Raw genomic sequence first — 24,233 nt, forward strand, 5'->3', positions numbered from 1 at the left:
GAAGATAGCGTTAGGAGCGCCCCGTAACCATGCCCCGCCAAGGCACTGCAACTGCACCTTATATACCAGTAACGATCTCGGACGCTGGTGGATGCCCGAGAAACGCGCTCGGGCTGGCGCTCGCCCCGTAGGCACCCGCCATGAAGATCGCGATCAGGTCGCCGACATGGACGGGGGGGAGCGCGACCTTGTCGCCGAGCCGGTCGAGCGGGGTGCAGAGCGGACCGACGACGGAGACGGTTTCGGTCGGCGCGTGGCCCATCCGCGCCGCGACCGCGATCGGGTAGTTGCGGCGGACCACGGTGCCGAAATTGCCGCTGGCGGCGAGCTGGTGGTTGAGGCCGCCGTCGACGACGACAAAGGTCTCGCCTTGGCTTTGCTTCATGTCGATGACGCGGGTCAGGTAGACGCCCGCTTCGGCCACGAGCCAGCGGCCGAGTTCGATCGCGAATCGTGTTTCGGTGAGGATCGCGGGGCGGAATGCGAGCGCTTCGGCTAGCGCCTCGCCGACGCGCTCGACGTCGAGCGGCATGTCGCCGTTGAAATAGGGCACGCCGAAACCGCCGCCGAGGTTGACGAGCGGCGGCGCAGCGCCCGCTTCGTCCGCCAGGCGTGCCGCGAGTGCGATCGTCGCCGCGTGCGTCTCGATGATCGCACCGGCATCGAGCGCCTGGCTGCCGGCGTAGATATGGAACCCGCGCCAGTCCGCGCCCGCTGCGACGATCGCTTTCACAAGCGCTGCCGCCCGTACCGCATCGACTCCGAACGGCGATGCGCGACCGCCCATTCGCATGCCCGAACCGCGGAGTTCGATGTCGGGGTTTACGCGGACCGCCATGCGCGGTGTGTGGCCGAGCCGCTCGCCGATCGCGAACGCCCGCGCCGCCTCGCCTTCAGATTCCACGTTGAGCGTGGCGCCGGCGGTGATCGCGGGGGCGAGTTCGTCGTCGCGCTTGCCGGGGCCCGCGAAACTGATCGACGCGGCGGGTTTGACGATCATAGCCTTCGCGAGTTCGCCCGAGGAAGCGACGTCGAGCCCGTCGACCAGCGGTGCGATGGCGGTCAGCAGGTCGGCGTGCGGATTGGCCTTTATCGCGTAATGGAGGTCGATCGCCGGCATCGCCGCACGAAACCGCGCGATGCGCGCAGCGACGATCGCCATGTCGTAGACGAACAGCGGAGTGTCACTGGCCTCTACAGCCCAACCATCGGCAGGCCGATCGCCGATCGTTAGCGCCCCCGACTGCGCAGCAAACTCAGGAGGAAGAGCACCCATCGGTTTCATGACGCGCTCCCTTCCGTGTTCCCCCACGAAGGCGGGGGCCCAGACTGGACTCCCGCCTTCGCGGGAGAACAAGCTTTTACCTCCGACGCAATGGCAGACCGATCCAACTTCCCATTGGCATTACGCGGTAATTCGTCCCGCCAGAGGTATATCCCCGGCTGCATGAAGCTCGGCAGAGCAGTCCGCAACCGCGCCCGCAACGTCGCCTCCTCGCTCGCATCCCCCGCCAGCATCACGACGATCGCCTGCCCCAGCCGCTCGTCCGGCACGCCGACCGCGACCGCCTCGCGCGCTTCGCCGCCTGCCAGCACCGCCTCCTCGACCTCGAGCGGGCTGATCCGGTTGCCTGCGCTCTTGATCATCTCGTCATCGCGGCCAACGAATCGGAGCAAGCCGTCCTCGCCCTCGACGACGGTATCCCCTGACCAGACCGCCATGCCGTTGCCACCGGGAGCCGGGCGGAACCGCTGCGCCGTCCGCTCCGCATCCTGCCAATAGCCTTGCGCGACGAGTGGGCCCGCATGCACGAGTTCCCCCGCCTCCCCCGGCGCGGCGCGCGTGCCGTCGGGTTTCACCACTGAGACCTCGGCGAACGGGATCGCGCGCCCCATCGCGTCGGGATGCGTATCGATTAGCGCCGGGTCGAGATAGGTCGATCGGAACGCCTCGGTCAGCCCGTACATCGCGTACATCTTCGCCGCCGGCAACCGCTCGCGCAGGCCCCGTACGAGTCGCGGCGTCAATGCGCCGCCCGAGTTGGTCAGGCGTTTCAACCGAGCGGCGGTTTCCGCCGGCCACTCCGCTTCCAGTAGCTGAACCCACAAGGGCGGCACGCCCGCGAGCGTCGTCGCCTCGACCCGCTCGACCGCCTTCACCACGTCGCGTGCGACGAGGTAGTCGAGCGGCGCTACCGACGCGCCGGCCGCCCATGTGGAGAGTAGCTGGTTCTGGCCGTAGTCGAACGACAAGGGGAGTACGCCGAGCACGCGGTCTTCGGGCTTCAGCTTCAGATAGTGCGCGACGGAGATCGCGCCGAGCCACAGGTTTGCGTGGCTTAGCATCACGCCTTTCGGCCGGCCGGTGGAACCGGACGTGTAGAGGATTGCGGCCAGGGTATCGGGGTCAGCGTCGGAGGGACCCATCATTCCGTTCCCCCGCGGAGGCGGGGGGCCAGGAATCACGGGCGTCGCGTTCTGCAATCCTGGGCCCCCGCGTTCGCGAGGGAACAGAGAAAGAGGATCCATCTCGTCTACGATCGCGCAGCCGTCCGGTACGTCGCCATCGTCTAGCGTCCCGGCCCTCGCGCTTTGGGTCACCAGTAAGCGAGCGCCGCTGTCCCCCAGGATATGCGCGACCTGCGCTCGCCGGAGCAGTGGGTTGACCGGCACATGCACCAGCCCCGCTCGCGCCACCGCGAGCGGCATCAGGCAGGCGACGCGCGTCTTCGGCAGCCACGTCGCGACGCGGTCGCCCGCCGACAGCCCCCGGGCAGCGAGCCACCCCGCCAGTTCACCGACCCCTGCCTCGAGCTCGGCAAAGGTCATCGCGCCCGCCTTGTCGACCAGCGCAATCGCGTCAGGCGCACCACGCAGCGCGATGTGGTCGATAGGGTACGGCTTGGGGTCGAGCGCGATCATGCGCCCCTAATAGCGCCAAGCCCCGTTAGCGCGAACCCGTTGCCGAATTCACCCCCACACGCTAGCGGGGCCGGGTTCCTAACCGTTCAGGCGATGCTCGTGATCTTCGAAGGCACTTCCCAAGTCGAAACGACGGTACGCGCCGTCCTCGCCGATATCCTCGGTCTGAGCGCGGACCGCGTCGCTGCGTTCACCGCCGACACACCGCTGTTCGGCGCGCTGCCCGAGCTCGATTCGATGGCGGTCGCAAGCGTGCTGACCGAACTCGAGGACCGGCTCGGCATCCTGATCGAGGACGACGAGATTGACGGCGAGATGCTCGAGACGTTCGGCGCGCTCGTCCAGTTTGCAGCGAGCAAGGCACTGGTCTAGCTTCAAAGGGGGGTCTAGCCTCACCCAGGATGACCGCCCTGCGCTTCGATACCTATGACTGGAGCGGCGGCCGCGAAGCGATGCTGCGGTTCGGCGCCGATGCCGGCCCGATCGTCATCGGCGCCCTCCCGCTGTTCGAAGAAGCGAACCGGACCCGCCAGTTCCTCGTCACGATTCTACGCGCACTCGCGGTCATTGGGATCAGCAGCGTGGTTCCCGATCTCCCCGGCATCGGCGAGAGCATCGTTGTCACAGGCGAAGCGCGACTCCGCGACCAGCGGACAGCCTATACCGATCTTGCTCAACAACTTGGCCGGAACATTTACGGCCTTTCGATAAGAAGCGGCGCGCTTTTCGATACCGACGCGGCCCTCGCCGGACGATGGCAGCTGTCCCCGCAAACGGGCGAAGACCTGTTGCGTGAACTGGACCGCGCGCGGGTGGCCTCCCGCTCCGCTCGCGCCAGCGAACCCGACTATGCGGGCAACACGCTGTCCCGCGAAATGCTAGCCGACCTCCGCGACGCCACACCCTATGCTGGAACCGGCCCCCTGCGAGGTGTCCGGCTCGAATCCGACCCGCGCGACGCAGACGTGAAATATGCGGCAGCGCCCCTGTGGCGCCGGTCGGAGCCGGACAATGATATCTCATTGGCTCAAATACTTGCTGGCGACATCTCACACTGGATTGCATCGTGCGAACGCTGATCGCGTTCGCTTGCGAAGGCGAAAGCCTTGCCGCGACGCTGGATGAGGCAGACGGGTCTACAGGACTGCTCATCGTGTCCGGCGGCAATGAAATCCGCAGCGGCGCACATCGCGGCATGGCGATGCTGGCGCATCGACTGGCCGCCGCTGGCATACCCGTGTTCCGTTACGACCGCCGCGGCGTGGGCGACTCGACGGGCGACAATAAGGGCTTCCTCAGCGCCGAACCTGACCTGATCGCAGCCGTCGCCGCGTTCCGCCGCGCGGCACCGGGGGTCAGCCGGTTGGTCGGTTTCGGCAATTGCGACGCCGCCAGCACGCTCGCGCTGTTCGGACGATCGGCGGGGATCGACCGGATCATCGTCGCGAATCCCTGGGTCGTTCAACCGGTCGACGACCTCCCCCCTGCCGCCGCGATCCGGGCTCGCTATCACAGCGCGCTACGCGACCCCGCAACCTGGCGACGCGCGCTGACGGGACGGGTCAGCATTGCCAAGCTTCTCAGAGGCTTGAAAAGAGTTGTGACCGCCAAGACTGAAGAGCGTGCTTCACTAGCGACCAACGTCTTGACCGCACTTGACGGCTGGCACAACGACGCCGCCATCGTCCTTGCGACGGGCGACGCGACCGCGATCGCCTTTGCCGCACGGTATCGCGGTGGCGCGAAAGTGAAGCGGTTCGACACGGCGTCCCATAGCTTTGCCGGGGCGGAGAACGCCGCAGCGCTCCACGCCGCGATCGTCGACGGGATCGAGCAGGAGTAGCAGCGCGTCATCCGGACGAACGGCAGGACCAGAGCCTTGAACGCTATCGTTCTGAACTCTGGGTCCTGACTTTCGTCAGGATGACGATGACGAAGGACGCGGGCGTTATTCCGCGGCTTCGGCCAACTCAGCAAACTCGGCTGCCGCGAGGAAGCGCTCGGCATCCAGCGCCGCCATGCAGCCCGTCCCGGCCGCCGTCACGGCCTGCCGATACACCTTGTCCGCGACGTCGCCGCACGCGAACACGCCCTCGACGTTGGTCCGGGTCGAGCCGGTCTCGACCGAGATGTACCCGTCCGAATCGAGTTCCAGATGCCCGCGGAACAGCTCGGTTGCAGGATGGTGGCCGATCGCCACGAACCCGCCATCGACTGCGAGCCGTGAACGCTCGCCGGTCACCGTGTCCTCGAGTTCCAGCGCGACCAGGCCTGCATTGCCGCCACCATCGACGAACTCGCGAACCTCCTTGTTCCAGAGCACGGTCACGCCCTTGTGCGCGAACAGCCGCTCCTGGAGGATCTTTTCCGAGCGCAGCGAATCGCGACGGTGGATCAGCGTCACGTCGGGCGAATGATTGGTGAGGTACAGCGCCTCCTCGACCGCGGTGTTGCCGCCACCGATGACGGCGACCTTCTTGCCGCGGTAGAAGAACCCGTCGCAGGTCGCGCAGGCGCTGACGCCCTTACCCTTCATCGGCTCTTCGCTGTCGATCCCGAGCCACTTCGCCTGCGCACCGGTCGCGATCACCAGCGTGTCGCCCTCATACACGTCGCCGCTGTCGCCGATCAGACGGAACGGGCGGCTGGTCAGATCGACCTGCACGATCGTGTCCCACATCATCCGCGTGCCGACATGCTCGGCCTGTGCCTGCATCTGCTCCATCAGCCACGGCCCCTGGATCACGTCCTTGAAGCCGGGATAGTTCTCGACGTCGGTGGTCGTCGTAAGCTGGCCGCCGGGCTGGATGCCCTGCACGACGATCGGCGCCATCCCGGCACGCGCGCCATAGATCGCGGCGGAGAGCCCGGCGGGGCCCGAGCCGAGGATAAGCATGCGGGTCGTGTGCGTCGTCATCGGAGTTCCTTGGAGATTCGAGACTGCATCTAGGGGATGCGCGTCCGGATTTGAACCGCCGGTAAATCTGTGGTGCCTGCATCGAAAGCTTTGCCACTGCGTTGGACTATAAAAGCGGAGATAAGCATGAGCGACGACCGGACCGTAGAGATCGAGGATTACACGGCACCAGCAGGCGGCTGGGGGTCGATGAAGTCGCTCGTCGAGATTTCCGCGCGCGAGAAGGTCGGGCCTGAGGTGATCCGCGAACTCGCCCGGCAGAACAAGCCGGATGGCTTTGCGTGCGTGAGTTGCGCGTGGGGCAAGCCCGCGCATCCACATGTCGCGGAGTTCTGCGAAAATGGTGCGAAGGCGACGGCTTGGGAGCTGACCTCGTTCCGCGTGACGCCGGCGTTCTTCGAGCAGCACACCGTCAGCGAGCTGATCGGCTGGAAGGATTACGATCTCGAACAGGCGGGGCGGCTGACGCACCCTCTGAAGTATGATGCCGCGACGGACAAGTATGCGGCGTGCAGTTGGGACGAGGCGTTCGCGGGCATTGGCGCCAAGCTGAAGACCTATGATCCGACCAAGGTCATCTTCTACGCGTCGGGCCGCGCCAGCCTCGAGACGTCGTACATGTATAGCCTGCTCGCGCGGATGTACGGCAGTCAGAACCTGCCCGACAGTTCGAACATGTGCCACGAGACGACCTCGGTCGGTCTGAAGTCGGCGATCGGGTCGGCGGTCGGCACGATCCACCTGTCGGACTATGAGAAGTGCGACGCGATTTTCTATTTCGGGCAGAACCCCGGGGTTAACAGCCCCCGGTTCCTGCATCCGCTGCGCGATTGTGCGAAGCGTGGCGTCGAGATCGTCGTGTTCAATCCGCTAAAGGAGCGCGGGCTGGAGAAATTCCAGGATCCGCAGAACCCGATCGAGATGGTGACGGGCAAGTCGACGCCGATCGCCTCGCAATATCACCAGCTGAAGACCGGCGGCGACGTCGGCGCGATCATGGGGATGTGCAAATACCTGATCGAAGCCGACGACAACGCCAAGCGGATCAACGGCTTGCCGGTGCTCGATCATGCGTTTCTTGCCGAGCACACCACCGGGTTCGAGGCGTTCGCCGATGTCGCGCGCGCAACCGAGTGGGCGACGATCGAGCATGAGAGCGGCCTGCCCCGTACCGAGATCGAGGCGGCGGCGAAGGTCTATGCCAAGTCCAAGGCGGTCATCGCGGTGTACGGCATGGGGCTGACGCAGCATGTCGGCGGGATCGACAACGTGCACATGCTCGTCAATCTGATGCTGCTCCGCGGCAATATCGGCAAGCCGGGTGCCGGCATGGGGCCGGTCCGCGGTCACTCGAACGTGCAGGGCCAGCGCACCGTCGGCATCACCGAGAAGCCCGAACTCGCGCCGCTCGACAAGCTTGCCGAGCAATATGGCTTCGAGCCGCCGCGTGAGAAGGGTTGGGATACGGTCGAGGCGTGCGAAGCGGTGCTCGACGGCAGCGCGCAGGCGTTCGTCGGTCTTGGTGGCAATTTCGTGCGCGCGATCCCGGATCATGCGCGGATGGAGCCGAAGTGGCGCGCGCTCGACCTGACGGTGCATATCGCGACCAAGCTCAACCGCTCGCACCTTCTGCCGGGCGAGACATCGTATCTGCTCCCCTGCCTCGGCAGGATCGAGACGGACATGCAGGGCACCGGGCCGCAGAGCGTGTCGATCGAGGATTCGTTCAGCCAGATCTACGGGTCGAAGGGCAAGGCGACGCCGGCTTCCGAGACGCTGCTATCGGAGCCTGCGATCGTCGCGGGGATTGCCAAGGCGACGCTCGCGCCCAATCCCAAGCTCGATTGGGATGCGTGGGTGCGCGATTATGCGCGGGTTCGCGATGCGATCGAGGTGACGTATCCAGGCCTGTTCAAGAACTTCAACGACCAGATGTTCACGCCCGGTGGCTTCTGGAAGGGCGTTCCGGCGGCACATCGCGAGTGGAAGACGAAGAGCGGCAAGGCGGAGATCAACGTCCCACAGGCGCTGAACGTCACCGGGTTCGAGGAAGCGGAGGGCCGCTTCCGGCTGATGACACTGCGGTCGAACGACCAGTTCAACACGACCGTGTATGGCTATCACGACCGCTTCCGCGGCGTGAAGGGTACGCGCGACATCGTGTTCATGAACCGCAGCGACATGATCCGGATGGGGATCACCGATGGCGACGACGTCGATCTGGTCGGTGACGCCGGCGGCAATTCGGACCGCCGCCTGAACAAGCTCCGCGTGGTCGAATATGCGATCCCCGAGGGCTGCCTCGGTGCGTATTACCCCGAGTGCAATTTGCTCATACCGGTTGCTCACCATGCCCGCGAAAGCCATGTTCCGGCAGCGAAATCCGTGCCGGTGCGGATCGAGAAGACGCGCTGACCGAGCAGCGCATTCTGGGTGTCGTACTGGCTGGCGGGAGGTCGTCGCGCTTCGGGTCCGACAAGGCGATGGCGGTGTTGGACGGACGCGTGCTGGCTGAGCATGCACGGGCGCTGCTGTCGCCTCATGTCGAGACCGCGGTGATCGCGGGACGCGACGGCGCGATACCTGACCTGCCAAGTCCGAATATTGGGCCATTGGGGGGCATCGCTGGCGCGCTCGGTTATGCGGGCTCGCGCGGGTTCACCTCGGTGCTGACGATTGCGTGCGACATGCCGTGGCTGCCGGACGGGTTGCTGACGGTGCTGTCCCGACGTGCCTCTGCCTATTGCCCCGACGCTCCGGTGCTCGGGCATTGGGAGACGGGTTTGCTCGGCAATTTGCTGACCCACATCGAGGCCGTGCCGCGGCGATCGGTGCGCGGATGGGCGGAGGCGATTGGCGCTATCCCGATCCCGGCGGGTGCGCCTATTCCGAACGTCAACACGCCGCAGGACCTCGATATCTTATGAGTACGTCGCGCAACGAAGCGATCAAGATCCTGCGGCCTGATTCGATTACCGCGGGCGAGCGCGCCATTGCCGTCGAAGTTCCGGTCGCGATCGAGATCGACGGGCTCGGCTATGCGGTGATGATGATGACGCCCGCCGACTTGGCCGAATTCACGACCGGCTTTCTGCTGACCGAGCGGCTCGCGGACAGCGCCGACGACGTGCGCGACATCGATGTCTTCGAGGCGGAGGCTGGCTGGATCGTCCGCGTCGGACTGTCCGAGCGATGCAAGGGCCGCATTCACGACCGCGTTCGCCACCGGACCAGCGACACAAGTTGCGGGCTCTGTGGGATCTCCGGGCTCGAACAGATCCGCAAACCGGTCCCACAGACGCCGCCCAAGCCCGGCACGCCTGTGGACGCGCTGTTCGCCGCGCTGGGTGGGTTACGCGCCCACCAGCCTCTGAACGCGGCTACGGGCGCGATCCACGCCGCCGCCGCCTGCGATCGCGAGGGTCGGATCGTTGCAGCGTATGAAGACGTCGGCCGTCACAATGCGCTCGACAAGCTCGTCGGCGGCATCGCGATCACGGGGCAGCCTATCGCCGGCTTCATCCTCGTCACGTCGCGAATCAGTTTCGAGATGGTCGATAAGGCACTGATCGCCGGTGCGCCGATGCTGGTGGGCATCTCCGCACCGACCAGCCTGGCGATCGATCATGCGCGCGAGCACGGCCTGACATTGCTCGCGCTCGCCCGCAGCGACGCGATCCTTGTCGTCAACGATCCGTGGGAGATGTTCGCGTAGCAGCAGGGCCGCCGCTGCTACGCGAAAACGCGGTTACTTAGCGGCCTGCACCGCGTCCGTCTTCGACGCGACCAGATAGCCGCCGACGACGAAGACCAAGGCACCGATCGTGTTGCCGACGGTGACGATGGCAAGATTGCGGACCATGCCGGCGAGGTCGATCGACGAGTTGGGCACCAGCAGGCCGAGCGTCAGCGCGGTCATGTTGGCGACCGAATGCTCGAACCCGGCGGCGACGAACGCGAGCAGAATCCAGGCCATCGCAATGCACTTGGCGGTGTCGCCGGTCATCCGTGCCGCGGTCCAGATCGCGAGGCAGACGAGCCAGTTGCACAGGATCGCACGCGCCATCAGCGCGGTCGCGTCGACCGACACCTTATGCAGGACATAGCCGTGGAACATCGTATCTGCGTTGGCGAAGATGGCACCGCCACCGCCTGCCGCGAACACCACCGACAGCACGACGCCGCCCACAAGGTTGCCGATCCACACGACGGCGGCGAGCTTGAGCGCGTCGCCGATCGTGATCGTCCGGCGTGCGAGGCCGAAGCCGAGATACATCACATAGCCGGTGAACAGTTCAGCCCCGGCGAACACGGTCAGGATGAGCCCGAGCCCGAAGGTCGCGCCCATCACCAACGGTCGCACGCCGGGTTCGAGGCCCGAGCCCGTGCTGAGCGCGAGGATCATCGCAATGCCGATATACGTGCCCGCTAGGATCGCGCCAGCGAAGAACCCCGCGGGAGAGCGCCGCAACGCCTCCGCCTTGGTCGCAGCTAGGGTCGCGTAGGTGTCGATCGTCGACGAATAGCCGGTGCTCATGCGTGTACTTTACTCTCGTGCCCGACGATCCCCGCGCGCACCACGCCGCGATCCGAACCCATGTCGGCGGCGGCGGGACGGACGGTCACCGGGATGGATTTGTAGGAAGGGGTGAAGCTCTGCGGATCGTGATCCTCGAGCGCGATCAACGGCTGCGTCTCGGGGTAGTAGGAAGCGACGCAACCATCGGGCAAAGCGTAGCGGACCAGCATCAGCTTCTGCACGACGCGGTCGGGCCGGGCGAACTGAAGCGCGGTGGCGATGTCGACGACGTCGCCTTCCTTGTGCCCGAGCCGTGCCATGTCGCGCTCGTTCATGAACAGGATGTCGCGGCGCCCGAATACGCCGCGATAGCGGTCGTCGAGGCTGTAGACGGTGGTGTTGTACTGATCGTGCGCGCGCAGCGTCGTCAGACGCAAAACGGTCGGATCGCCCGCGCTTTCGTCCTCCTCGACGCCCTTGGCGACGATGAAGTTCGCCTTGCCGCTATCCGTCTTCCACTCGCGCATCGCCGCCGAGTTCGGCAGGTGGAAGCCGCCCGGCTTGCGGATACGTGCGTTGTAGTCGGCGAACGCGGGGAACACCGCCTCGATCTTGTCGCGGATCAGGCTGTAGTCGCCGACATAGGCATCCCAGTCGATCTCGACCGGCGCGCGGCCCTTGGCGGCGAAGGTCGCCTTGGCGATCTCGCCGACGATCCAGATCTCCGACTTCACGTTGTCGCCCGGTGGCATCAGGAAGCCGCGAGAGGCGTGGACCATCGACATCGAATCCTCGACCGTGACCGATTGCTGGCCGGTCGCCTGCATGTCGAGTTCGGTCCGACCGAGGCACGGCAGGACGTAGGTCGCCTTCGCCATCAGCAACTGCGTGCGATTGAGCTTGGTGGTGATGTGGACCGCGAGGTCGAGGTTGCGGAAGCCCTCCGCGCATGCCTGCGGATCGGACGAGGCGATAGCGAGGTTGCCGCCGAGGCAGACGATCGCCTTGGCGTGGCCGTCGCGCATCGCCGCGATGCTCTCGACCACCGAATGGCCATGCTCCCGGGGTGGTTCGAATCCGAACACGTCGCGCATGTTGTCGAGCAGCAGGGGCATCGGCCGCTCGGTGATGCCGACGGTGCGGTCGCCCTGGACGTTGCTGTGGCCCCGCAGCGGACAGATGCCCGCGCCTGGCCGGCCCATATTGCCGCGGAGCAGGAGCAGATTGGCGATCTGCTGGACGTTGGTCGTGCCGGTGCGATGCTGCGTGACGCCCATGCCGTAGCAGCAGATCGTCGACTTCGACTTCGAATAGGCGAGCGCGACTTCTTCGAGGTCCTTCTGCGAGAGCCCGCTGGAGCGCTCGATATCCGCCCATTCGGTGGTGGCGAGATCGGCGATATAGTCGTCGAGCCCCGCGGTATGCTCGGCGATGAACGCGTGATCGAGCGCGCGCTCGCCGCCAGAGACCTTGGCCGCCTCGTCGAGCGCGACCAGCGCCTTGGCGATACCCTTCAGCGCGGCTGCATCGCCGCCGACCTTCACCTGGTAATAGCTGCTCGCGATCGGGGTTGCCGACATCGTCGCCATCTCGACCACCGACTGCGGCGATTCGAAGCGTTCGAGCGAACGTTCCTTGAGCGGGTTGAAGACGATGATCTTACCGCCGCGCTTCGACACTTCGCGCAGCGTCGCCATCATCCGCGGATGGTTGGTGCCGGGGTTATGGCCGATCGACAGGATCAGGTCGGCGTGGTCGAAATCCTCAAGGCTGACGGTGCCCTTGCCGATGCCGATCGACTTCGGCAGCCCGACCGACGTCGCCTCGTGGCACATGTTCGAGCAGTCGGGGAAGTTGTTGGTGCCGTAGAGCCGCACGAACAGCTGGAACAGGAACGCCGCCTCGTTCGAGCAGCGGCCCGAGGTGTAGAACTCCGCCTGATTGGGATCGGGGACGGCGGCGAGGCCTGCGCCGATCTCGCGCATCGCATCCGCCCAGCTCACGACCTCATAGTGATCGGTGGCGGCGTTGTAGCGGAGCGGCTCGGTGACGCGGCCCTGGTCCTCGATCCAGTGATCGCTCTGCTTCCAGATGTCCGACACGCTGTGCGTGGCGAAGAAGTCCGCGCCGATCGTCTTGGCGGTGGATTCCCATGCGACGGCCTTCGCGCCGTTCTCGCAGAATTCGAAGGAGGAGGTATGTTTCGGGTCGGGCCATGCGCAGCTCGGGCAATCGAAGCCGTCTGGCTGGTTCGACTTCAGGAGCGTCTGGCCGCCGCGGACGACGATCTGCTGCGCCTTGAGCGAGACGGCAACCGCCTTCAGCGCGCCCCAGCCACCAGCCGGACCCGTATAATCGGCGATCCCATCAGGGCGTTTGTCGCGCATACTCGTATCTCCCGAACGGCCGGGCCGACGCGTGCGCCCAAGATGCGGCACACTGGCTGACCATTAACCCAAGGCAATAGAAGCGCATTTTGCGATTGCGAAGACGAGTTTCCCGCAGTTGGTGATCGCTTGCGTCGGTCTGCGGGGATGTGCCGGCGGCGCCATGCGCCAGGTCTGAAATGGTAGCGAAGGAGGGACTTGAACCCCCGACCCCAGGATTATGATTCCCGTGCTCTAACCAACTGAGCTACTTCGCCGTACCGTCCGTCAGGGAAGCGTTCTTCCCTGCGAGGCGCGGCCTATAGGAAGCGGTTTCGAGGCGGTCAAGCGAACATGTGCCGGGAAATCGCTTCCCACGGTCCGCCGCGATACCACCACGCGCCCAGACCGACGATTTCGACGTCCTTCGTCGTGAAATCGCGCTGCAGATTGCCGAGCAGGAGCTTGGCGACTTGCGGGCTGACCTTGTTCTGGATCGTGACGTGCGGACGCCAGCCGCCGGCGTCCTGCGGGGTGAGCATGCCGGTGAACGCGTCCGCGAGGCGCGCGCGGATACCGACGAGATCGGGGGACTCGATCCGGTAGGCGACACCGCGACCCAGCGACATCAGGCCGCCCACGCGCGCCTGTGGAGCACGGATGCCGCGCGTTTCCTGGTTGAGCCGGTGCTTGAGCTCGTCGAGGCCCGAGGGCGGCAGGTGGTGGAACAGCGTCAGGTGCGCGTCGAGCTGGTTGCGCTCGGGCGGGAAATGCTCGCGGCGCATCGAGTCGAAGAACGCGGTGTCCTTGCGGCCGAACAAGGCGGTGACGATGATCGGGGCTACTTCGGTTGGCACAGCCGTCATAGAGGCTCCCCCCCGGCGGAGGCCGGGGCCCAATTGGGGAACGTCAATGACGATCGCTGCGCTTCGTTACTGCAACCTCTCCCATTGGGCCCCGGCCTTCGCCGGGGGGGTATTACTGTTTGCAGATGATACGTGCCTATCAAGCTGAGGCTTACGAGGTGGACCGAAGGAGCCATCAAATCTCGACCTGGCTACCCAGCTCGACGACGCGGTTGGTTGGCAGGCGGAAGAACTCCATCGCGCTTTCCGCGTTGCGCAGCATCCACGCGAACAGCTTTTCGCGCCAGATCATCATGCCGGGCTTGTCCGACGCGAGCAGCGTCTGGCGCGACAGGAAGAAGCTGGTGTCCATCATCTTGAAGTCCGCGCCGCAATTATGGACCTGGCGCAGCGCCGCGGGCACGTCGGCGTCCTCCATGAAGCCGTAGCGCAGCACGAGGCGGTGGAAGCCATCGCCAAGCTCCTCGCGCACCGCACGGTCATGCGCTGGCCAATAGGGCTGGCCGACGATCTTGACGGTGAGCAGGATGACGCGCTCGTGCAGCACCTTGTTGTGCTTGAGATTGTGGAGCAGCGCATGCGGCACGCCGTCGGCGGTTGAGGTCATGAACACTGCGGTCCCCGGCACGCGCGACGCCGAACTCGCTGCCGAGCCGATGAACACCTTAATCGGCATCGCTGCCTCGTGCATCCGGTCGATCATCAGCTGGCGCCCTTTCGACCAGGTCGTCAGGAACGTGAAGATGATGAACCCGACCAGCAGCGGGAACCACCCACCTGCGGGGACCTTGGTGAGGTTCGCCGCGAAATAGGCGCCATCGACGGTGAAGAAGATCGCCAGCAGCGGGATCGCGGCGATCTTCGGCCAGTTCCAGAGGCGGAACAGCACGACGCCGAGCAGGCACGTGTCGATGAACATCGCGCCGGTCACCGCGATGCCATACGCGCTCGTCAGGTTCGACGAGGTGCGGAAGAACAGCACGAGCAGGATCACCATCACCATCAGCGCGCCGTTGACGAGCGGGATGTAGATCTGGCCTGCGGTCGAGGCGCTGGTGTGCTCGATCCGGAGGCGCGGGATGAAGCCGAGCTGGATCGCCTGCTGCGTTACCGAGAACGCGCCCGATATTACCGCCTGCGAGGCGATCACCGCGGCCATCGTCGCGAGGATGACGAGCGGGAGCTGGAGGCTCTCGGGGGCGAGGTTGTAGAACGGGCTGACCAGCGCCTCGCGGCCGTCGCGAAACAGCAGTGCGCCCTGCCCCATGTAGTTGAGGATCAGCGCGGGGAGCACGAAGAACAGCCACGACAGGCCGATCGGCTTGCGACCGAAATGGCCCATGTCCGCGTACAGCGCTTCCGCGCCGGTGACCGCGAGGACGACCGAGCCCAGTGCGAGGAACGCCCGCTCCGGGTCGATGATGAAGAACTCGACCGCGTAGTGCGGCGACAGCGCCCAGAGCACCTCGGGGGTCTGGACGATGCTGAGGATACCGAGCACCGCGATGACGCTGAAATACACCAGCATGATCGGCCCGAACACGAGGCCGATGCGCGCGGTGCCGCTCTTCTGCACCCAGAACAGTCCGATCAGGATGACGATCACGATCGGCAGCACGAGGCCGCCGAAAGCGGGCGCGGCGACGGCGAGGCCTTCGACTGCGGACAGCACCGAGACGGCGGGCGTGATCATGCTGTCGCCGTAGAACAGCGCCGTCGCGAACACGCCGAGCAGGATGATGCCCTTGCTCCAGCGCTTGGTCTTGGTCTTGCCCGAGACGAGTGCGAGCAGCGCGAGGCTGCCGCCCTCGCCCTTGTTGTCGGCGCGCATGATGATGATGACGTACTTGACCGTCACGACAATCATCATCGACCAGAACATCAGGCTGATGACGCCCATGATGTGCGCGGCGTCGAGCGCGAGCTTGTGGTGGCCAGCGAAGGTCTCGCGGAAGGCGTAGAGCGGGCTCGTGCCGATATCGCCGAAGACGATGCCGATCGCACCGAAGGCGAGCTTCAGCATGCCGTCCGAGTTATGATGCCCCGTCTCGAGATCGAGATTGGCGGGTGGCACGGTCGAAGCCGCGGCGGTCTGGTCGACGCTCACTGGACGGTGAATCGACCCGGAAGTGCAGCAATCTTCATCGAATTTCCGATTTCACCCTGTGCCCCAAGCGCGCGCATTTAGCATGAGGGCTGGAAGGCGGCAACGGCGAGGCGGGCAACGTGGATTAACTGGGGCTGATCGGACCGGCGCTTGAGGGCATAACGCACCCCCTTCCGTTCTCCTGCGAACGCAGGAGCCCAGGGTCACGGGCGCCGTCGTTCTTAACCCTGGATTCCTGCGTTCGCAGGAAAACACTAGCGCCTGATCACCTCTCGGATCACGAAATGCGACGCCAGCCGCGTCACCCCCGGCAGTTGCGACAAGGTCTCGCGGTGGATGCGCTCGAACGTCTCGCCGTGGCGGATCTCGACGTGGAGCATGTAATCCGCCTCCCCACTCATCAGGAAGCATTGCACGACCTGCGGACACTCGACGATTACCGCCTCGAACGCCGCCATCGTCTCCTTGCGCTGATCGCGCAGCGTGACGTTGACGAGCACGATGCTCGGATCGCCGCGCGCGGCCTGCGACAATACCGCACGATAGCCGGTAATCGCGCCGCTCTCCCGCAACTGCGCGACCCGGCGATGCGCGGCGCTTGCCGACAGGCCGACCGCGTCGCCAAGCTCCGCGCTGGTCAGGTCGGAATTGGCGGCGAGCAGGTCCAGTATCCTGCGTTCGATCGTGATGCTCAAGATTATCCCGTTTTGGCGACGACGGATGCAATCATCTTGCAGATGCGGTATCGCACCGCGACCAGTTTGCGAACCCTTCCCGTCCAAGGCGCGCTAGTATGGCGCAAACGATAATGGAGTGGAATCAATGCGCGTCGGTGTCCCCAAGGAAATCAAGAACCACGAATATCGCGTCGGCCTTACCCCGCCATCGGTGGCCGAACTGGTCGCCGCCGGTCACGAGGTCGTCGTCGAGACGCTGGCCGGATCCGGCATCGATTTCGAAGACCAGGATTATATCGACGCGGGCGCGACGATCCTGCCGACCGCTGCTGCCGTATTCGCCGGCGCCGACATGATCGTGAAGGTGAAGGAGCCGCAGCCGGGCGAGATCGCGATGCTCGAACCGCGCCACCTGCTGTTCACCTATCTCCATCTCGCCGCCGACAAGCCGCAGGCAGAGGGGCTGATGAAGTCCGGCGCGACCTGCATCGCGTACGAGACCGTCACCGACAATCGTCGCGGCCTGCCGTTGCTGAAGCCGATGTCGGAGGTCGCAGGCCGCATGTCGGTGCAGGTCGGCGCACATTATCTCGAGAAGGAGCAGGGCGGACGTGGCGTGCTGCTCGGCGGCGTTCCCGGTGTTGCGCCGGCCAAGGTCGCGATTCTCGGTGGCGGCGTCTCGGGCGTCAACGCGGCGCAGATGGCGGTCGGCATGCGCGCCGACGTGACGATCTACGACATCTCGAACGATCGCCTCGCCGAACTCGACATGTTCTTCTCCAGCCAGATCAAGACGGCGTATGCGTCGAAGGCCGCGATCGCGGCGGCTGTGAAGAACGCGCATCTGGTGATCGGCGCGGTGCTGGTGCCGGGAGCGGCTGCGCCGAAGCTCGTCACGCGCGAGATGCTGAAGACGATGAAGCGCGGCTCGGTGCTGGTCGACATCGCGATCGACCAGGGTGGGTGCTTCGAGACGTCGCACGCGACGACGCACGAGGATCCGGTGTTCGAGGTCGACGGCGTGATCCATTACTGCGTCGCCAACATGCCGGGCGCCGTGGCGCGCACGTCGGCATTCGCGCTCAACAATGCGACGCTGCCGTTCGCGCTGAAGCTCGCCAATTTGGGCGCCGAGGCAGCGATGAAGGCCGACCCGCACCTCGCCAACGGGCTGAACGTCTACAAGGGCAAGATCGCGTACAAGGCGGTCGCCGATGATCTAGGTTTACCTTGCGAAGCTTGGGCGGGCTGACTCGGGAACGGATACGGAACACGGGTGTTGGACAGGGGAAAGGAATTTCCAATGTCCGACACCCCGAACCCCAAGTCCGAACCATTCTCGAACGCCGAGAAGGACCCGGACGACTGGACCACCGGCGACGAGAAGATGACCGGTGCGCAGGCGAGCTACCTCAAGACGCTGTCCGAGGAAGCGCATGAGGAATTCGACGAGACGCTCACCAAGGCGGATGCGTCGAAGAAGATCGACGAGTTGCAGTCGAAGACCGGCCGCGGGCAGTAAGCGCTTCATCCCGTCATTCTGGGTTGCGCCAGGATGACGGGATTATTTTTGACCTGCGTTCGGCGTATCCTGAATAGCCAGAAACCGATCCAGCAACGCGAGCCGAGTGGCGATCTCGCCCCGATATGAGATGTTGGCCGGTGTCAACGCCAGCGCCCTCGCCCAATATGGCCGAGCCGTCGCGAACTCACCCGCCCGCACATACGCCAGCCCTAGAAAGAACGGCGGAGCAGGATGCTTCGGCGCCAACCGCATTGCCTGCTGAAAGGCGAACAACGCGGGCGGCGAAACCTGGTTGGCATCGTGCGCCGCCAGCGCGTTGGCGAGGCCCGTCCACATCACCACGCTCTTCGGGGCGATCCTGAGCCCTCCGAGCAACACCTGCACAGCCGCGCGCCGGTCGCCGATCCGCGTCATCGCGTCCGCCGCAACCAGGTACGCTGCCGCGCCCGTATACCGCTCTAGCATTTGGTCGCGCAGTTCGAGCATCGCGCTGTCGTCCGGCGTTGCTGCAAGCCCGGGCGACGCTTCATGGCCGGCAAGTCCTGGCTGCCCCTGCCACGCATACCCCGCCGCACCGAGCATCAGCGCCGCCGCGACCATCGTCCAAAGAACGCGGTTCACCTTCAATGCCGCGAGCAGCGCAAACGCACCGGCGCCGATCGCGGCCAGCCAGACGTAACCCATCAGCGTGTCCTCCGCCGGAAGCTCGACCGTGCGATCCAGCCGCCGATGCCGAGCAGCAGGATCGGCGCTAGCCACAACGGCCATGTGAGCCCCGATAACGGCGGATCGTACGTCACGTAGTCGCCGTAGCGTGCGATCAGCCAGTCGCGGATCGTGGCAGGCTTTTCGCCACGCTCGATTCGCTCGCGGACGAGCGCGCGCATGTCGGCCGCCATATCGGCATCGCTGTCGGCGATCGACTGGCCCTGGCAGACGAGGCAGCGCAGCGTTTCCATGAGCGCTCGGGCGGAGGCTTCCTTGGCCGGGTCGGCGAGTTGCACGTTGGCGTAATGCGCTAGTGGGATGACCGGCTGGGCGAAGGCCGGCGAGATACAGAGCAATAGCGCGGCAAGAACCTCCCCTCCCGCTCGCGGGAGGGGCCGGGGGAGGGCATGACGCGCGCGGGTGCTTGGTGAGATACGAGAAGCCCCTCCCCTAGCCCCTCCCGCAAGCGGGAGGGGAATGAAGTGCGAGCCCCTCACTTCGCGTCCTTCACGGCTTGCACGATCTCCGGCACATTCTCCGGCCGGATATCGCCGATGATCTGCTTCACGACGATCCCGCGGCCGTCGATCACGAACGTCTCCGGCACGCCCGACGAGCCCAGCGCCAGTTGCACCTGGCTGGCCCGATCGCTGCCGATCCGCTCGTACGGATCGCCGTTGCGGCGGAGGAAACCGCTAATCGCCGGGGCGGTGTCGCGGATCGCAATCGCGTCGATCGGCACGCCCATCGCCTTCAGCCGCATCAGCTGCGGCGCCTCGGCGATGCACGGGATGCACCAGCTCGCGAACACGTTGAGCAACCGCGGCTTGCCCTGCCGGAACGACGCGCTGGTCAGGCCGGGCTTGCCGGGGACCATCGCGGGCAGGGCGAAATCGGGAAGCGGTTTGCCGACCATCGCCGATCGCACCACCTTTTCCGCGGGCCTGAACAGCCCGCTCGCGACCACCGCGAACAGCAGCGCGAAGATCGCCAGCGGTGCCCAGAGTGCGAACCGCTTCATGCCCATTCAGCCCGTATCGCGGCACGTCGCTCGCGCCGCACCCGGCCGAGCAGCGACAGCATACCGCCGAGCGCTATCAGCACGCCACCGAACCAGATCAGTGTAACGAACGGCTTCCACCAGAGGCGAAGCTGCCAGCGCCCCTGCCCGTCCGGCTGGCCGAGTACGGTATAGAGCTGTCCGTCGAGCACCGTCAGGATCGCGGACTCGTTCGTGCTCGTCGGCGGGTTGGCGAAGAAGCGGAGTTGCGGGCGCAGGATGCTCTCGCTGCCGCCGCGTGTCGCGGTGAGCCGCGCTTCCAGTGCCGACCAGTTCTCGCCGATCACCGGCGAAATGCCGTCGAGCGTCACGGTGTACGGACCGACCCGCGCTGGTTCGCCCGCGCGCACCGCGACCAGCGTTTCCTTGGTGAAGGCGCTGTCCGACGCCATACCGGCGAGGCTGACTGCAATGCCGAGATGCGCGATGACCATGCCGTAGGTGAAAAGCGGCGTGCGCCTGAGATTGCGCTTCCAAAGAGGCGCAATGCTGGCGACGGCAAGACCGGCGGCCAGCGACAGCCCCGCCCACGGCAGCACGCCGGGCCAAACGAACAGGAGCGCGATTGCCGCAGCCAGCGTTGCGCCGATCGGCAGCATCACGCGGCGCAGCACCGCCTTCGCATCGTCACGCCGCCAGCGCAGCAGCGGACCGACAGCCATCACCGCGACCAGCAGCAGCGCGATCGGCCCCGCCGCCTTGTTGAAGAACGGCGGCCCGACCGACAGCTGCACGCCGAAGCTCGCCGCGACGATCGGGTAGAGCGTGCCGATCAGGACGATCCCGAGGATCACCGACAACAGCAGGTTGTTCGCGACCAGCCCGCCCTCGCGGCTGACCGGATCGAAGGTCGTGCCCGCACGGACCGTGCCGATCCGCGCGGCGAACAACGCGAGCGCCCCGCCGATGTAGATCGCGAGCAACGCCAGGATGAACGCGCCGCGCTCGGGGTCGACCGCGAAGGCGTGCACGCTCGTCAGGATGCCCGAGCGCACCAAAAACGTGCCGATCATCGACATCGAGAATGCCACGACCGCCAGCATGATCGTCCACGCACGCAGACCGTCGCGGGTCGCGAGCACGGTTACCGAATGGAGCAATGCGGTCGCGGCGAGCCACGGCATCAACGACGCGTTCTCGACCGGATCCCAGAACCACCAACCGCCCCAGCCGAGCTCGTAATACGCCCAGTACGATCCGGCGGTGATGCCGAGCGTCAGGAATATCCACGCGACCAGCACCCAGGGGCGCATCGCCTTCGCGAACGCCGGGCCGACGTCGCGCGTGACGAGGGCACCGACCGCGAACGAGAACGCGACGGAGAGACCGACATAGCCGGTGTAAAGCGTCGGCGGATGGAACGCCAAGCCGGGGTCCTGCAACAGCGGGTTGAGCCCGAGGCCGTCGGCGGCCGCCGGGTTTAATCGCGCGAACGGGTTCGAGGAGAACAGCAGGAACGCGTAGAAGCCGAGCGCGATCGTCGCCTGCGCGCCGAGCGTGGCGGTGAGCGTACGTTCGGGCAGCGAGCGTTCGAAGATCGCGACCGCGCCACCGGCCAACCCTAGAATCGTCACCCAGAGCAGCATCGAGCCCTCGTGATTTCCCCATGCCCCGGCGAACTTGTAGAGCCAGGGCTTGGCCGAATGACTGTTCTCGACGACCAGCTTTACCGACATGTCCGAATCCAGGAATAGCTCGATCAGCAGCGCCATTGCGAGCAGTGCGAGCAGGCCCTGGACGATCGCCACCGGCCGGACCGCCGCCGCGACATCGTCACGACCGCGTGCGATGCCGATCGCTGCCATCACGAGCTGCAACGCCGCGAGCGCGCCTGCGAACCAGAGCGCGGCTAGGCCTGCTTCGGCGATCATTGCTTGGCGTCCGGTTCGAGCGTCTTGGTCTCGTGCATCTTGCCGGCCATTTGCGGCGGCATGTATTTTTCGTCGTGCTTGGCGAGCAGGTTCGACGCGACGAAGCTGCCGTTGGGCTGGAACTGGCCTTCGGCGACGACGCCCGATTTTTCGCGGAACAGGTCCGGGACGATGCCGGCGAACACGACCGGTGTGGTCGCCTGACCGTCGGTGACGGTGAAATGCACGGTGATGCCGTCCGCGGCGCGCTTCACCGAACCACCCTCGACCATCCCGCCGAGCCGGACCGCACGCCCGAGCGGGAGGCCGTCGCGGCGAACGTCGGAGGGCGCGTAGAAGAACGCGGCCTGGTCCTTGAGCGCAGACAGCGCGAGCAGTCCCGCGACGACGACCGCGCCGAGCGCCAGCAGCGCCAGCGTCAGGCGTTGATGCTTGGCCTTCATTTCTCGGCCCTACGCATCGCGAGGTAGCTCAACAACGCGATGATCGCGCCGCCTCCCAGAGTCACGACATACGCGGCAGTCACGAATGGCCAAGGGTTCATGCTCGCGCCATCCGACGCATGCGGGCTTCGGACTTCGCCACGGCCAGCATCGTCCGCATCCGCATCAGCACGATGCCGGCGAACACGAAGGTAAAGCCGGCTAGCATGATCGGCAGCGGCCAGAGGATCGAACCGTCGATGGTCGATTGCGTGAGGCCGATGCTCGGCCCCTGGTGCAGCGTGTTCCACCACACCACCGAATAGCGGATGATCGGCAGCAGAACCGACCCGGCGATCCCGTAGAGCGCCGGCACGCGCCCGTCGCCGCCACGATCGGCATCGGCCTTCGCGAGCGCCATGTAGCCGAGATAGACGAAGAACAGCAGCAGCATCGAGGTCAGCCGGCCGTCCCACTGCCACCACGTTCCCCAGGTCGGACGGCCCCAGATCGAGCCGGTCATCAGGCACAGTGCGGCGAACACCGCGCCCGGCAGAGCGATCGCGCGCGCGGCCACATTGGCGAGCGGGTGGCGCCAGACCAGGAACATGATGCTGGAGATCGCGATCCCACTCCACCCGCCCATGCCGAGCCAGGCGGCGGGGACGTGGATGTAGAGGATGCGGACGGTCTCGCCCTGGAGATAGTCGGGCGGGGTTTGCGTCAGGCCTGCCCAGCAGCCCAGCACGATCAGCGCGACGCCAGCCCAGAACAGCGCTGGCGTCAACGGCTTGGCGATCTTCAGGAAGCGCGCCGGGTTTGCGAAGGCGTGTAGGGTGGCCACTGGGGACAGCCATTATGGCAAGTCATCGCGGACTTAAAGCCCCTCTCCCGTCGAGGAGAGGGAGGGGCCCGCCCCACTTGCGGTGGGAGGGTGAGGGGGAGTGAGGCTAGGGTCGTTTACCAAACCGCCCCTCATCCGGCACTGCGTGCCACCTTCTCCCCGGAGGGGAGAAGGACCGTTACCGGCCGATCAGGCGCTTGGCGATCGAGTCCGACACGTCCGACGCCGGCTGGCCGGTGCGGTCGCTCTCGTTCCAGACTTCGATCAAGCGCTCGGGGATGCGCGCGATCCGGGCCTTCACCTCGGCCTCGTCGCCGTGACCCAGATACTCAAGGCCGACGTTGATGATCCCGCCTGCGTTGATCACATAATCCGGCGCATACAGGATGCCGCGAGCATGCAGCCGAGCACCGTCTTCACGAACGCTCAGCTGGTTGTTCGCGCCGCCCGCGACGACCTTTGCCTTCAGCGCCGCGATCGACATCTCGGTCAGGATCGCGCCCAGCGCGTTCGGGCTGAAGATATCCGCTTCGGTCGTCAGGATCGCCTCGGCCGCCACCGCGGTCGCGCCGAGCTCAGCCGCCAGCTTCTGCGCCCGGCCCTCGTCGACGTCGGCCAGCGTCAGCACCGCGCCGTCCTTGGCCAGCAACCGCGCGAGCCCACCGCCGACCGAACCGACGCCCTGGATCGCGACGCGCACGCCCTTCATGTCGGTCGCGCCGAGGCCGCGCTGGGCCGCCGCCTTCACGCCGAGATAGATGCCGAGCGCGGTGTACGGCCCCGGATCACCACCCGCAGCGCCGCTCGCGACCGGCAGGCCCGAAACGTAGCGCGTCTGGCTGGCGATCACCTTCATGCGGTCTTCGGACATGCCGACGTCCTCGGCCGTCACGTAGCGCCCGCCGAGCGAATCGACCGCGCGGCCGAACGCCTCGAGCTGGGCGGTCGTGATGACGTCGCCGGGCTTGGCCGCGAGAACCACGCCCTTGCCGCCGCCGAGCTCCAGGCCCGCCATCGCGTTCTTGAAGCTCATGCCGCGCGACAGGCGCAAGGCGTCGGTCACCGCGCGGCCGTTGTCGGCATAATGCCAGAAGCGTGCGCCGCCGGCTGCCGGCCCAAGCTTGGTCGAGTGCACCGCGATCACCGCGTGCAGGCCCGATTCGGGATCGGTGAAGGCATGAACGCCCTCGTGGTCGTCGAAATCGGGAAGGTCCCAAACCGCTGTCATCGCCGGCTCCTGAGGAGAATAAAATTACCGGGAAGCGAAATATTATTTTCCGGCGGGTTTTACCAGCTCAAAGCGCTCACATTGGGGAGGCTCGGAAAAATAATGGGAAAATGGGGCGACCGACGGGACTTGAACCCGCAACATCCGGCATCACAAGCCGACGCTCTAACCAATTGAACTACGACCGCCGCGTAGGCATCG

The 24,233-nt window shown here is 65.8% G+C and carries 23 protein-coding genes and 2 tRNA genes; 8 read left to right on the forward strand and 17 right to left on the reverse strand.

The window, feature by feature from the left end; genetic code table 11:
• Positions 1-58: 58 nt before the first annotated feature.
• Entirely contained in the window at positions 59-1,285 is a 1,227-nt protein-coding gene (locus J4O76_RS21920; protein WP_426284218.1) for a pyridoxal-dependent decarboxylase, exosortase A system-associated, read from the reverse strand.
• Entirely contained in the window at positions 1,282-2,922 is a 1,641-nt protein-coding gene (locus tag J4O76_RS21925; protein ID WP_426284219.1) for an acyl-CoA ligase (AMP-forming), exosortase A system-associated, read from the reverse strand. The genes J4O76_RS21920 and J4O76_RS21925 overlap by 4 nt, the downstream gene beginning before the upstream one ends.
• A gap of 93 nt (positions 2,923-3,015) precedes the next feature.
• Between J4O76_RS21925 and J4O76_RS21930 the strand changes: the two genes are divergently transcribed.
• Genes J4O76_RS21930 through J4O76_RS21940 form a run of 3 tightly spaced genes read left to right on the forward strand, consistent with a single transcriptional unit; the run spans position 3,016 to position 4,765 of the window.
• A complete protein-coding gene (locus J4O76_RS21930; RefSeq protein WP_093397165.1) occupies positions 3,016-3,294 on the forward strand; it encodes an acyl carrier protein in 279 nt (92 codons plus the stop codon).
• 29 nt (positions 3,295-3,323) lie between these two features.
• Positions 3,324-4,001: a hypothetical protein gene (locus tag J4O76_RS21935; protein WP_426284220.1), complete on the forward strand. Its 678-nt coding sequence runs from the start codon at positions 3,324-3,326 to the stop codon at positions 3,999-4,001.
• Positions 3,989-4,765 (forward strand): hydrolase 1, exosortase A system-associated, encoded by a 777-nt coding sequence (locus tag J4O76_RS21940; protein ID WP_426284222.1) that lies wholly within the window; start codon positions 3,989-3,991, stop codon positions 4,763-4,765. Before J4O76_RS21935 ends, J4O76_RS21940 begins: the two co-directional genes overlap by 13 nt.
• Positions 4,766-4,870: 105 nt before the next feature.
• On the opposite strand, the gene trxB is transcribed toward J4O76_RS21940, so the two are convergent.
• Positions 4,871-5,839 carry a thioredoxin-disulfide reductase gene (gene trxB / locus J4O76_RS21945; protein ID WP_426284223.1) on the reverse strand — a complete coding sequence of 323 codons (969 nt, stop codon included), beginning with the start codon at positions 5,837-5,839 and terminating at the stop codon, positions 4,871-4,873.
• A gap of 126 nt (positions 5,840-5,965) precedes the next feature.
• Between trxB and J4O76_RS21950 the strand changes: the two genes are divergently transcribed.
• Genes J4O76_RS21950 through fdhD form a run of 3 tightly spaced genes read left to right on the forward strand, consistent with a single transcriptional unit; the run spans position 5,966 to position 9,554 of the window.
• Positions 5,966-8,254 (forward strand): FdhF/YdeP family oxidoreductase, encoded by a 2,289-nt coding sequence (locus J4O76_RS21950; RefSeq protein ID WP_426284224.1) that lies wholly within the window; start codon positions 5,966-5,968, stop codon positions 8,252-8,254.
• A gap of 26 nt (positions 8,255-8,280) precedes the next feature.
• On the forward strand, positions 8,281-8,766 hold the full coding sequence (gene mobA, locus J4O76_RS21955) for a molybdenum cofactor guanylyltransferase (protein WP_426284347.1): 486 nt from the start codon (positions 8,281-8,283) through the stop codon (positions 8,764-8,766).
• A complete protein-coding gene (gene fdhD / locus J4O76_RS21960; protein WP_426284226.1) occupies positions 8,763-9,554 on the forward strand; it encodes a formate dehydrogenase accessory sulfurtransferase FdhD in 792 nt (263 codons plus the stop codon). The genes mobA and fdhD overlap by 4 nt, the downstream gene beginning before the upstream one ends.
• Positions 9,555-9,587: 33 nt before the next feature.
• On the opposite strand, the gene J4O76_RS21965 is transcribed toward fdhD, so the two are convergent.
• From J4O76_RS21965 to J4O76_RS21990, 6 genes are all read right to left on the reverse strand, one after another.
• Positions 9,588-10,376: a formate/nitrite transporter family protein gene (locus tag J4O76_RS21965; protein WP_426284228.1), complete on the reverse strand. Its 789-nt coding sequence runs from the start codon at positions 10,374-10,376 to the stop codon at positions 9,588-9,590.
• A complete protein-coding gene (locus tag J4O76_RS21970) occupies positions 10,373-12,745 on the reverse strand; it encodes an FdhF/YdeP family oxidoreductase (RefSeq protein WP_426284231.1) in 2,373 nt (790 codons plus the stop codon). Before J4O76_RS21970 ends, J4O76_RS21965 begins: the two co-directional genes overlap by 4 nt.
• Before the next feature lie 180 nt (positions 12,746-12,925).
• Positions 12,926-13,002: transfer RNA gene (locus tag J4O76_RS21975), tRNA-Met, on the reverse strand.
• Positions 13,003-13,068: 66 nt separating this feature from the next.
• Positions 13,069-13,590, reverse strand: a complete 522-nt coding sequence (locus J4O76_RS21980) for a 2'-5' RNA ligase family protein (RefSeq protein WP_426284232.1) — start codon at positions 13,588-13,590, stop codon at positions 13,069-13,071.
• Positions 13,591-13,765: 175 nt separating this feature from the next.
• Complete coding sequence (locus J4O76_RS21985) at positions 13,766-15,664, reverse strand: potassium transporter Kup (RefSeq protein ID WP_426284348.1); 1,899 nt, start codon at positions 15,662-15,664, stop codon at positions 13,766-13,768.
• A gap of 287 nt (positions 15,665-15,951) precedes the next feature.
• Entirely contained in the window at positions 15,952-16,392 is a 441-nt protein-coding gene (locus J4O76_RS21990; protein ID WP_056482500.1) for an Lrp/AsnC family transcriptional regulator, read from the reverse strand.
• A 127-nt stretch (positions 16,393-16,519) separates the two neighbouring features.
• On the opposite strand from J4O76_RS21990, the gene ald reads away from it, so the two are divergent.
• A complete protein-coding gene (gene ald / locus J4O76_RS21995) occupies positions 16,520-17,626 on the forward strand; it encodes an alanine dehydrogenase (protein ID WP_426284234.1) in 1,107 nt (368 codons plus the stop codon).
• A gap of 51 nt (positions 17,627-17,677) precedes the next feature.
• Complete coding sequence (locus tag J4O76_RS22000) at positions 17,678-17,896, forward strand: DUF3072 domain-containing protein (RefSeq protein ID WP_056058060.1); 219 nt, start codon at positions 17,678-17,680, stop codon at positions 17,894-17,896.
• A 42-nt stretch (positions 17,897-17,938) separates the two neighbouring features.
• On the opposite strand, the gene J4O76_RS22005 is transcribed toward J4O76_RS22000, so the two are convergent.
• From J4O76_RS22005 to J4O76_RS22040, 8 genes are all read right to left on the reverse strand, one after another.
• Positions 17,939-18,667 carry a tetratricopeptide repeat protein gene (locus J4O76_RS22005; protein WP_426284236.1) on the reverse strand — a complete coding sequence of 243 codons (729 nt, stop codon included), beginning with the start codon at positions 18,665-18,667 and terminating at the stop codon, positions 17,939-17,941.
• Positions 18,583-18,963 (reverse strand): cytochrome c-type biogenesis protein, encoded by a 381-nt coding sequence (locus tag J4O76_RS22010; protein ID WP_426284237.1) that lies wholly within the window; start codon positions 18,961-18,963, stop codon positions 18,583-18,585. The genes J4O76_RS22005 and J4O76_RS22010 overlap by 85 nt, the downstream gene beginning before the upstream one ends.
• Before the next feature lie 137 nt (positions 18,964-19,100).
• Positions 19,101-19,628 (reverse strand): DsbE family thiol:disulfide interchange protein, encoded by a 528-nt coding sequence (locus J4O76_RS22015; RefSeq protein WP_426284238.1) that lies wholly within the window; start codon positions 19,626-19,628, stop codon positions 19,101-19,103.
• Entirely contained in the window at positions 19,625-21,538 is a 1,914-nt protein-coding gene (locus tag J4O76_RS22020) for a heme lyase CcmF/NrfE family subunit (RefSeq protein ID WP_426284239.1), read from the reverse strand. The genes J4O76_RS22015 and J4O76_RS22020 overlap by 4 nt, the downstream gene beginning before the upstream one ends.
• Positions 21,535-21,981, reverse strand: a complete 447-nt coding sequence (gene ccmE, locus J4O76_RS22025; RefSeq protein WP_426284241.1) for a cytochrome c maturation protein CcmE — start codon at positions 21,979-21,981, stop codon at positions 21,535-21,537. Before ccmE ends, J4O76_RS22020 begins: the two co-directional genes overlap by 4 nt.
• A gap of 97 nt (positions 21,982-22,078) precedes the next feature.
• Entirely contained in the window at positions 22,079-22,804 is a 726-nt protein-coding gene (ccmC, locus tag J4O76_RS22030; protein ID WP_426284243.1) for a heme ABC transporter permease CcmC, read from the reverse strand.
• 178 nt (positions 22,805-22,982) lie between these two features.
• The gene (locus J4O76_RS22035; RefSeq protein WP_121903357.1) at positions 22,983-24,032 is read right to left on the reverse strand and encodes a Leu/Phe/Val dehydrogenase; all 1,050 of its coding nucleotides are present in this window, start codon (positions 24,030-24,032) and stop codon (positions 22,983-22,985) included.
• A 111-nt stretch (positions 24,033-24,143) separates the two neighbouring features.
• A tRNA-His gene (locus J4O76_RS22040) sits at positions 24,144-24,220 on the reverse strand.
• Between the last annotated feature and the right edge of the window lie 13 nt (positions 24,221-24,233).

Source organism: Sphingomonas sp. NFX23, from assembly GCF_049887795.1.
Classification (GTDB): domain Bacteria; phylum Pseudomonadota; class Alphaproteobacteria; order Sphingomonadales; family Sphingomonadaceae; genus Sphingomonas.

Bases quoted from the DNA above. Each gene is read 5' to 3' on its own strand.
- J4O76_RS21920 (WP_426284218.1), bottom strand. From the start codon at position 1,285: ATGAAACCGATGGGTGCTCTTCCTCCTGAGTTTGCTGCGCAGTCGGGG.
- J4O76_RS21925 (WP_426284219.1), bottom strand. From the start codon at position 2,922: ATGATCGCGCTCGACCCCAAGCCGTACCCTATCGACCACATCGCGCTG.
- J4O76_RS21930 (WP_093397165.1), top strand. From the start codon at position 3,016: ATGCTCGTGATCTTCGAAGGCACTTCCCAAGTCGAAACGACGGTACGC.
- J4O76_RS21935 (WP_426284220.1), top strand. From the start codon at position 3,324: ATGACCGCCCTGCGCTTCGATACCTATGACTGGAGCGGCGGCCGCGAA.
- trxB (WP_426284223.1), bottom strand. From the start codon at position 5,839: ATGACGACGCACACGACCCGCATGCTTATCCTCGGCTCGGGCCCCGCC.
- J4O76_RS21950 (WP_426284224.1), top strand. From the start codon at position 5,966: ATGAGCGACGACCGGACCGTAGAGATCGAGGATTACACGGCACCAGCA.
- fdhD (WP_426284226.1), top strand. From the start codon at position 8,763: ATGAGTACGTCGCGCAACGAAGCGATCAAGATCCTGCGGCCTGATTCG.
- J4O76_RS21965 (WP_426284228.1), bottom strand. From the start codon at position 10,376: ATGAGCACCGGCTATTCGTCGACGATCGACACCTACGCGACCCTAGCT.
- J4O76_RS21970 (WP_426284231.1), bottom strand. From the start codon at position 12,745: ATGCGCGACAAACGCCCTGATGGGATCGCCGATTATACGGGTCCGGCT.
- J4O76_RS21980 (WP_426284232.1), bottom strand. From the start codon at position 13,590: ATGACGGCTGTGCCAACCGAAGTAGCCCCGATCATCGTCACCGCCTTG.
- ald (WP_426284234.1), top strand. From the start codon at position 16,520: ATGCGCGTCGGTGTCCCCAAGGAAATCAAGAACCACGAATATCGCGTC.
- J4O76_RS22000 (WP_056058060.1), top strand. From the start codon at position 17,678: ATGTCCGACACCCCGAACCCCAAGTCCGAACCATTCTCGAACGCCGAG.
- J4O76_RS22005 (WP_426284236.1), bottom strand. From the start codon at position 18,667: ATGGCCGTTGTGGCTAGCGCCGATCCTGCTGCTCGGCATCGGCGGCTG.
- J4O76_RS22015 (WP_426284238.1), bottom strand. From the start codon at position 19,628: ATGAAGCGGTTCGCACTCTGGGCACCGCTGGCGATCTTCGCGCTGCTG.
- J4O76_RS22020 (WP_426284239.1), bottom strand. From the start codon at position 21,538: ATGATCGCCGAAGCAGGCCTAGCCGCGCTCTGGTTCGCAGGCGCGCTC.
- ccmE (WP_426284241.1), bottom strand. From the start codon at position 21,981: ATGAAGGCCAAGCATCAACGCCTGACGCTGGCGCTGCTGGCGCTCGGC.
- J4O76_RS22035 (WP_121903357.1), bottom strand. From the start codon at position 24,032: ATGACAGCGGTTTGGGACCTTCCCGATTTCGACGACCACGAGGGCGTT.